At 60.0% G+C, this 8168-nt stretch carries 12 protein-coding genes; 3 read left to right on the top strand and 9 right to left on the bottom strand.

Features of this window, described 5'->3' with window-relative positions; genetic code table 11:
* Positions 1–54: 54 nt before the first annotated feature.
* Positions 55–534, bottom strand: coding sequence for an HNH endonuclease (locus VFU66_RS05640; protein ID WP_326445262.1), 480 nt, complete (start codon positions 532–534; stop codon positions 55–57).
* Positions 535–652: 118 nt separating this feature from the next.
* On the opposite strand from VFU66_RS05640, the gene VFU66_RS05635 reads away from it, so the two are divergent.
* Both VFU66_RS05635 and VFU66_RS05630 read left to right on the top strand, forming a co-directional pair.
* Positions 653–1228, top strand: a complete 576-nt coding sequence (locus tag VFU66_RS05635) for a thioredoxin family protein (RefSeq protein WP_326445261.1) — start codon at positions 653–655, stop codon at positions 1226–1228.
* Between the two features lie 60 nt (positions 1229–1288).
* Positions 1289–1924, top strand: a complete 636-nt coding sequence (locus VFU66_RS05630) for a carbonic anhydrase (protein ID WP_326445260.1) — start codon at positions 1289–1291, stop codon at positions 1922–1924.
* Between the two features lie 18 nt (positions 1925–1942).
* Here VFU66_RS05630 and VFU66_RS05625 read toward each other — a convergent pair whose 3' ends face one another.
* Both VFU66_RS05625 and acpS read right to left on the bottom strand, forming a co-directional pair.
* Positions 1943–3028, bottom strand: coding sequence for an MlaD family protein (locus tag VFU66_RS05625; RefSeq protein WP_326445259.1), 1086 nt, complete (start codon positions 3026–3028; stop codon positions 1943–1945).
* Between the two features lie 280 nt (positions 3029–3308).
* Entirely contained in the window at positions 3309–3689 is a 381-nt protein-coding gene (gene acpS, locus VFU66_RS05620) for a holo-ACP synthase (RefSeq protein WP_326445258.1), read from the bottom strand.
* A gap of 102 nt (positions 3690–3791) precedes the next feature.
* Between acpS and VFU66_RS05615 the strand changes: the two genes are divergently transcribed.
* Complete coding sequence (locus VFU66_RS05615) at positions 3792–4229, top strand: hypothetical protein (RefSeq protein WP_326445257.1); 438 nt, start codon at positions 3792–3794, stop codon at positions 4227–4229.
* Between the two features lie 72 nt (positions 4230–4301).
* Here the strand turns inward: VFU66_RS05615 and VFU66_RS05610 are convergent, their stop codons facing one another.
* From VFU66_RS05610 to VFU66_RS05585, 6 genes are all read right to left on the bottom strand, one after another.
* Complete coding sequence (locus tag VFU66_RS05610; RefSeq protein ID WP_326445256.1) at positions 4302–4967, bottom strand: translation elongation factor Ts; 666 nt, start codon at positions 4965–4967, stop codon at positions 4302–4304.
* 120 nt (positions 4968–5087) lie between these two features.
* A complete protein-coding gene (rpsB, locus tag VFU66_RS05605; RefSeq protein WP_326445255.1) occupies positions 5088–6011 on the bottom strand; it encodes a 30S ribosomal protein S2 in 924 nt (307 codons plus the stop codon).
* A 184-nt stretch (positions 6012–6195) separates the two neighbouring features.
* Positions 6196–6591, bottom strand: coding sequence for a 30S ribosomal protein S9 (gene rpsI / locus VFU66_RS05600; protein ID WP_326445254.1), 396 nt, complete (start codon positions 6589–6591; stop codon positions 6196–6198).
* Positions 6592–6690: 99 nt separating this feature from the next.
* On the bottom strand, positions 6691–7125 hold the full coding sequence (gene rplM / locus VFU66_RS05595; protein ID WP_326445253.1) for a 50S ribosomal protein L13: 435 nt from the start codon (positions 7123–7125) through the stop codon (positions 6691–6693).
* Between the two features lie 390 nt (positions 7126–7515).
* The gene (locus tag VFU66_RS05590) at positions 7516–7725 is read right to left on the bottom strand and encodes a hypothetical protein (RefSeq protein ID WP_326445252.1); all 210 of its coding nucleotides are present in this window, start codon (positions 7723–7725) and stop codon (positions 7516–7518) included.
* 116 nt (positions 7726–7841) lie between these two features.
* Positions 7842–8168 (bottom strand): ABC transporter permease (locus tag VFU66_RS05585; protein ID WP_326445251.1); only part of this gene is annotated, 327 nt, incomplete at its 5' end.

Raw genomic sequence — 8168 nt, 5'->3', positions numbered from 1 at the left:
GCCCCTTCAAAGCGAAGACTTAATCAGAAGCTCCCTAAGGGCAAATTCTGTATTTCACATCTTTCGGTCGGCTGCTCTGAGTCGTACGCGCAGCTTAGACGTGGCTTCCCTGTGGCAGAGCAGGCAGAGGGTGCGCAGGTTGTCGAGGTCGCACTGGCCACCGCCTTCGGCTACAGGGCGGATGTGGTCGGCGTCCCAGAGGCTGCGGCGGCTGGTGATGGACTTCATGCCATAGAGGCGCAGGCCGGCGGCGCGGGCGGCTCCTCGGGCACGCTTCAGGGCGTTCCAGGCGGCGACGGTGTCGATGCCGCAGGCGGCGCAAAGACCGCGGTCGCGGCTGAAGACCTGCTCGCGCAGATAGCCGGGATCGGTGCGCAGGCGCCACTGGTGGACGCAGTAATCGCTACAGAACGTGCGGCGGCGTTTGGCGAGGATTTCGAGATCGCACCAGCGGCATAGCGGCAGGCCGTTCGGGCCTCGGGCGAGTCTGCTGGGCGAGATGTGGCCTCCGGCCAGAGTACGTGGGATGGGCATGAATGCGGTTGTCAGTTCTCAGTTGTCAGTAGCTTCGATTTTGCACGGTTGCGAGGTCAGTCTATGCGGCCACCGCTTAGAATGGGAGAACAACAGCAAATGAGGGAGACAGAGAGTTATGTCGAGGACTGAATCGACGATGGTGTCGCTGGGCACGGTGGCACCGGCGTTTGAACTGCCGGATGTGGTGAGCGGTAAGGCAGTCGGGCGCGATGATGTTGCCGCCGGACAGTCGGGGCTGCTGGTGATGTTTCTCTGCGTCCACTGCCCGTATGTGAAGCATGTGGAGGCGGAACTGGCGCGGATTGGGAGCGACTATGCGGGAAAGATCGGCCTTGTGGCCATCTCGTCGAACGATACGGTCGAGTATCCGCAGGACGGCCCCGAAGAGATGAAGGCGCAGGCGGTGCGGCTTGGCTTCCGCTTCCCTTACCTGTTCGACGAGACACAGGAGGTGGCGCGGGCCTACGACGCCGCCTGCACGCCGGACTTCTTCCTCTTCGACCGCAACCTGAAGCTGGTCTATCGTGGGCAACTGGACGACAGTCGTCCGCGGCGGGGAGATTACGGCAACGACATTCCTGTGACCGGCAAAGACCTGCGCGCTGCGCTCGATGCTGTCATTGAGGGAAAGCTCCCGAACGCGAACCAACAGTTCAGCATTGGGTGCAATATCAAGTGGAAGACGGCTTGATCAGGCGCCTACCCAAACTGACTTCGCAATGCGATCGTTACAGATGAAAGAGAGGGACTTGTGCAGGATGTACTGGAGCAGTTGAAGGCAGGAGTGGTGCGGTTTGGCAAGGAAGTGTATCCGGAGCGAAAGACAACCTACCTTGACGCGGTGAGCAGACCACAGAGGCCGATGGCGCTGTTCGTCACTTGCGCGGACTCACGCATCGAACCGGAGACGATTACGCAGACCGGTCCGGGCGACCTGTTTGTACTGCGCAACATCGGCAACATGATTCCCGCCTATGGCGAGATGCTGGGCGGCGTGAGTGCAGTGGTCGAGTACGCCGTCACCTTACTCAAGGTGCCGCACATCATCATCTGCGGGCACTCGGACTGCGGCGCCATGGCCGCGCTGATGCAGCCGGATGCAGCCGCTGAGATGCCCGCTGTGAAGAACTGGATGACCAACGCTCTTGCGGCTATGAGCGTGGCCAAGTCGCTGGCGGAAAGCGGCGAGGAGCAGGCAGACTTTGCAAAGCGACTGACTGAGGAGAACGTCCTGCTTCAGATACAGCACCTGCGCACGCACCCTTCTGTGGCGGGAGCCATGGCGCGCAAAGAACTGACCATCTCCGGATGGGTGTATGACATTGGCAAAGGCGAAGTACGCATCTCCGAAGACGGAGACCGCGTGTTTCAGCCAGTGGTCGCCTGAGGGCGCGGAGGTATCTCTCTAAAAGATCCGCATGTGGATGGTGAGGTATTTCTTTGGATCGCTGCGAATGGTCCTGACCAGGTCGGTGCTTGAGGTGAGCAGGTTGTTCAGGTTCGTGTAGGCCGCCTCGTCCTTGGTCAACTTGCCCAGCGTTCCCTGGCCGGCGTTGATGCCGGCGACGATCTGGTTCACATTGGTGAGCGTATCGCTTAGCTCTTTACGAAACTTCGGGTCCTTTAACATCAGGCCCAGACCGCCCTTGCCTGCGTCGGCGTCAGCCATCAGCGAGTTGGCGTGGACCAGGGTTGAGTTCAGATTTTTATAGAGCGAGTCGTCTTTCAGCAACATTCCTGCTGTGCCCTTACCGGCATCGAGCGAGTCCGCGATGTTCTCCAGCTTGCCTGCGGCATCGTTCAGACGGTTGTACATCGTATCGTCGGTCATCAGCTTGCCCATGGTTCCGCGCCCGGTGTTCAGGTTCACTTCGAGCTTGTGCAGCTCATCGACCGTTGCATTGACCTTGTTGTACAGATCGGGATTGTTGATGAGCTGGCCGACGGAGCCTTTACCCGATTGCATGTTATCCACAATCGCGTTCATTTTGGCCAGAATGACGTTCAGGCTCTCGATGGTTCCCTGACTGGCCTTGACCACATCGGTCAGGGTAGGGGTTTCGGTCGTCTTCAGCTCGTCGCCGTCTGCGATGGGTGGTCCCACGGCAAATTGGCTGTTGATGTCCACTACGGTATCGCCCAGGACGCCGACGGTGGAGAGAGAGGCCTTGGAGTCTTTGCGCACCTCTCCGGCGTATTTGTCGTTCAGCCTCATCACGACTTTGACGGGAGTCAGCTTGCGCTCGGGGGCGCCGGAGACGGTGACGCTCTTGACCGTGCCGATGGTGACACCCTCCAGGTTGACCGCGCCTCCGGTCTTCAGCCCGGCCGCGTTCTCAAAGTAAGTGGTGACGGTCAGCTTGTGGGAGAAGATGCCCACGCCGGAGGCGCTCGTCATCAGGAAGAGTAACGTTACCAGCACGATGGTCGAAATAAGGACGATTACGCCCACCTTCAACTGCGACCATCTGACCTCTTGCTGACTCGGCATAGCTCTCCTTGAAAAGTCTCCTGTTGCCCGGCGCAACAACCCACCCTTTCACTCCGTCGAGCTATGCCTCTGGCCTGGAGCGTCCGTCACAGCCCGGTTCATCAACAAGAGGATACAACAACGCATGACCGTCCTATGCCTATGAAATGTAATCAGGTCCGATGGGCGCAAAGCAGAAAAGTCCTTTGCCTGCAAAAGATGCCCAAATCCAGCGTTTGGTTTCAGGAGACATCACACCGATTTCCACCATGACACCGATTTTTTTTACTTCGACCACGGATCAGCCTTCGGCAGCTACGAAAGCCATGGCCAATGTCCGGCTATGGGTCAGGCTTAGCTGAAGCCTTTTGACGCTCATTGCGGCAGCCCTCTCGGCGGCGCGGCCGGAGAGGTGCAGCGTGGGGCGCTCGCCGGCTGCGCGCCTCACCTCAATCTCCTTCCATCCCACGCCTCGGCTGATGCCCGTGCCGAGGGCCTTGGCTCCCGCCTCTTTTGCGGCGAATCGCGCGGCGAAGCTCTCCGCCGCGTGCTTTTTCTTCTGCTGGCAATAGGCGATCTCGCCGGGGGTGAAGATGCGCTCCAGAAATCGCTCGCCGAAGCGGTCGATGCTCGCCTGTACCCGCTCGATTTCGATCAAGTCCGTTCCCAGTCCCAGAACCATTCGGCCTCCACTTCTTTTTACCGCGTTCGTCCGGCACCGCGCAGAGGATGTCAACCTACAGGCTAGGGCGTCACATGACCCCCGTACCCCCGGACATGGGTGATGCAACCCGGTTACGGCTCCGATGAACAGCCTATCGCACACGATTCCAAATCATGGCAGGCCGTTACCAACATGCAATCCCTGGACATCCAGAGCTTCAGCTACGAAGAGCGCCAAGGGCTTCTCTCGACCCTGACCTCCGCCTTCGCGGACTGCGGTGGATGGGTGATCGACCGCAAGGCGCTTTCGCCCAGCACCATCGAGTTTCGCATCGAGATCCAGCTTCGTTCGATTCTGGATCTCTATGCCTCGATCGTGTCTTCGGGACTTGAACTGACCCGCTCCAGTCATTTGAGCCTGGCCGACCTGTGTACCTGCCGCAGAAATCTTGCTATCGCCGCCGATCTTGGCCGAGTCGTCGGCATCCGGCTGGAGATCAGCTTTCTGGAAGACCTGACTCTGCACTCGTTGCTGATGACCGGCAGCTCGTCGGCCTGAGCAATCCACAACAACATCAAAGCCCGGACACGCTGGGTCCGGGCTTTGATCTGACGCGATGGTGATGGCGGCCTATGCCTGCGGTTCTTCTGTGGCAGCGGGCTTGGTAGTGGCTACCGTCCAGTTGGGGTCGCCTACCTTGAAGCGGGCGAAGCGCCGGACCGAGATGTTCTCGCCGAGCTTGCCGACCTTCGTTGCGATCAGCGCGGCGATGGTCTGGGTCTGCTCCTTGATGAACGGCTGGTCGAGCAGGCAGACCTCCTCGTAGAACTTCGACATTTTGCCTTCGAGCATCTTCTCGATGATGTTCGCGGGCTTTCCGGTGGCCGCAGCCTGGGCACGGTAGATGTCCTTCTCGCGGGCGAGGTCTTCCTCGGTGACGTCCTCGCGGCGGACGTAGCGCGGGTCGGTCGCCGCAATGTGCATGGCGATGTCCTTGAGCAGCTCCTGAAAGTCGGTGGTGCGGGCAACGAAGTCCGACTCGCAGTTCAGCTCAAGCAGGACACCGATTTTGCCACCGGCATGGATGTAGGTGCCCACCGCGCCCTCGTTCGTGGTGCGGGAGGCCTTCTTGGCGGCAGAGGCCATGCCTCGCTTGCGCAGGACAACGAAGGCCTCTTCCATGTCACCCTTGGTTTCCTGGAGCGCCTTGAGGCAGTCGCCCATGGGGGCGCCGGACTTTTCACGGAGTTCTTTGACGAGTTTGGCGTCGATCTTCACAGCGGTTTCAGTAGACATTCTTGAGTTTCCTTTGTGCTTTCTGCAAGGGCGCGGGCTCAAGCCCGCGCCCTATAAAGTTAAGAGGCTATTACGGCACGGCTAAAGCCGTGCCCTTAAGCACAACTTTAGCTTCGAGGTTTATGCGCCGGTGTCGGCGATTGCATTCTCCGGCTCGTCGGCGATCGCGGCAGCGGGGGCCTTGCGGATGTTGCCGCCGAGGACGGCTTCAAGGTCTACGTTGTCGTCTTCGTCCGCCGCAGCCTGAATGCCGTCGCTGTGCGACTCATAGCCATCCGATTCCCCGTCTTCGCCGATATGTTCGGCCGAAACCTGCGTGGGTTCGACGTCGGCGACTTCGGCAGCGAAGGCGTTCTCGGAGACCATCTGCGTGCCCTCGTAGGCCGAGTCCGCGATCTTGGTGGTGAACAGGCGGATGGCGCGCAGCGCGTCGTCGTTGCCGGGGATGACGTAATCGACCACGGTGGGATCGCAATTTGTGTCAACGACGGCGACGACCGGGATGCCCAGCTTGCGGGCCTCAGCGACGGCGATGGCTTCGTTGTTCGAATCGACGACGAAGATGGCGTCGGGCAGGCGCCTCATGCTCTTGATGCCGGACAGGTTGGTCGAGAGGTGCTTGCGCTCGCGCTCGAGCTTGATGACTTCCTTCTTGGTGAGCAGCTCGTAGCGGCCGTCCGTGGACATGTCATCGAGTTCCTGGAGGCGCTTAACGGACTTCTGGACTGTGACCCAGTTGGTCAGCAGGCCGCCGAGCCAGCGGGAGTTGATGTAGGGCATTCCCGCACGGGTGGCCTCTTCGGCGATGGCATCCTGCGCCTGGCGCTTGGTGCCAACAAAGAGGATGAGCTTGCCTTCGGCAGTGAGGTCGGTGACAAACTTCGACGCCTCTTTGAACATCTTGAGGGTCTTCTGGAGGTCGATGATGTAAATGCCGTTGCGCTCGCCGAAGATGTACTCCTTCATGCGAGGGTTCCAACGCTTGGTCTGATGCCCGAAGTGAACGCCTGCTTCGAGCAGCTCTTTCATTGTGATATTTGCCATAAGGCTCCTTGGTTAAGGCAGAACGGCCGGGCCGGCGCCTGGATTGATCCTCCACCTGACGAAACAGGCTCGGGAGATTTGACTCCTTGCCTCTGGCGAACTGCACCGGAGGGTGGTGCGAAGATCAGTTGTCAATTCTCAGTTGCCCGTTGAAACCGCAAACAGGCAACTGAGAACCCAAGCATTACCGCTTGGAGAACTGGAAGCGAGCGCGAGCGCCCTTCTGTCCGTACTTCTTGCGCTCCTTGCCGCGCGAGTCGCGGGTCACGAAGCCCTCGGACTTGAGGGCCTTGCGCAGTTCCGGGTTGAACTCCATGAGGGCGCGGGCGATGCCGAGCTTGACCGCATCGGCCTGTCCCATGACGCCGCCGCCACGAACGGTGGTGATAATGTCGAAGGTCTCGTCGATGCCGGAGACGCCGAGCGGCTGTTTGGCGGCTGCGCGCTGCTGCGCGGTGACGAAGTAAACGTCAAATTCTTTCTTGTTGACGGTGAATTTGCCGCTGCCCGGGCGCAGGAAAACACGCGCGATCGAGGACTTGCGGCGGCCGGTTCCGTAGTACTGGACGAGATCTGCCATGATGCTCCTTGAACTTGCTGAGGCCGGGGCTAAAGCCCCGTCGCCATCTTGCTTAATTCAGCGGGCCCAAGCCCGCTGTCAATCCCTGAAATAAAGACCCTAGCCAGCGATCTGCATTGGCTGAGGCTGCTGCGCCTGGTGCGGATGGCGGTCGCCCTTGTAAACCTTGAGCTTGGTGGCCATCTGACGGCCGAGCTTCGACTTGGGAAGCATTCCTTTGACAGCCTGCTCGATGATGGCCTCCGGACGGCGCGCGAGCAGCGAGACGAATGACTCTTCGCGGAGCCCGCCGGGGAATCCGGTGTAGCGGCGATAGAGCTTCTTGTCGGACTTGAGGCCGGTGAGGACAATCTTCTCCGCGTTGATGATGACGACGTGGTCGCCCATATCAAGGTAGGGCGTGTAGAGGGGGCTCAGCTTACCTGCAAGGACGGAAGCGGCCTGCGTTGCAAGGCGACCGAGCGTCTGGCCGCTGGCATCGATCACGAACCACTTGCGCTGGATGTCTTTACCGCTGGGAATCGTAGTGGGCATCTCTGGTTTACTCCTTGTTTCTGCCGTCTTCAGTGTTCGGCGTGGTGCATGAAGAAATGTGGTGCAAAATGGCACTGCAAGTACAAAACTGATTTCCGGGCACGGTGGTCAGCAAAACCTGACGCACGAACCTAGGTTCGCATGGCCCGGACTACGCACAATACCTATTGGATGGGTGCTTCAGAACAGCGTGAGTAAAAGCCGTCCAGGTGGATCCACCACGGATGTCCCGGATGCCTGACCGCCTATGCATAAACACACGGACGCCGAGGCGCGAGACTGCGCGAGACTTAAGGATAGCCGAGAGTCCGGGCCGCGTCAACGCAAGATTGCCTTCGGGTGCCGGATCCGCGGAAGTGAATCACTGCAAGAGCATGTCCTACCGGGAATTCAGGCCGGATCGCTTTCCGGTTCTAACAGGTCAATTCGGGCCATCCTGTCGCGGCTCGACCTGCGACAAAAGAGCATGGCAATCGACGAGCCGGGAGAACGCCTGCCCGGACGGAGTCGCGCAACCAGCAGTCCGGCCGCCCCAGTGACGATATAGATGATTGAGGCAGGCTCGGCGGCAAGGTTGGCAAACAAGTGCAAAGAACCCATGGCAATCCTCAGGCGACGAGGAGAGCCTACATCTGTCGAGCGCGCCTGAGAGCTCCACAAAAGTTGTAGCGCGTCGAACACTCCTCTCCCCAGACACCGGCTGAGGCGCAGGGCAATTATTCGTAAGAGAGCGCGTCGATGGGGTCTTTGCGGGCAGCCTTGAGCGCGGGATAAATCGCCCCGAGCATGGCGCCGGAGAAGGCAATCAGGACTGCCGTTCCCACCCATCCAGGGGTGACGGCGTAGGCCAGCGTGGGGAACTTGAAGTGAAAGATCAGGCGCATGAGATAGGTGATGCCCACCCCGAGGGCGATTCCTGCCAGGGCAAGCAGGCCAGTCTCGCGCAAGACCACCGCGACAATATAGCCGCGCGATGCGCCAAGCGATTTGAGGATGCCGATCTCGCGCGTGCGCTCCATGACCGCGGTGTACATGGACTGGAA

It is taken from the genome of Edaphobacter sp. (assembly GCF_035763405.1).
Lineage (GTDB): Bacteria > Acidobacteriota > Terriglobia > Terriglobales > Acidobacteriaceae > Edaphobacter.
Note: the sequence above shows the minus strand (reverse complement) of the source record. Positions and strands in the feature narration are given on the sequence as shown.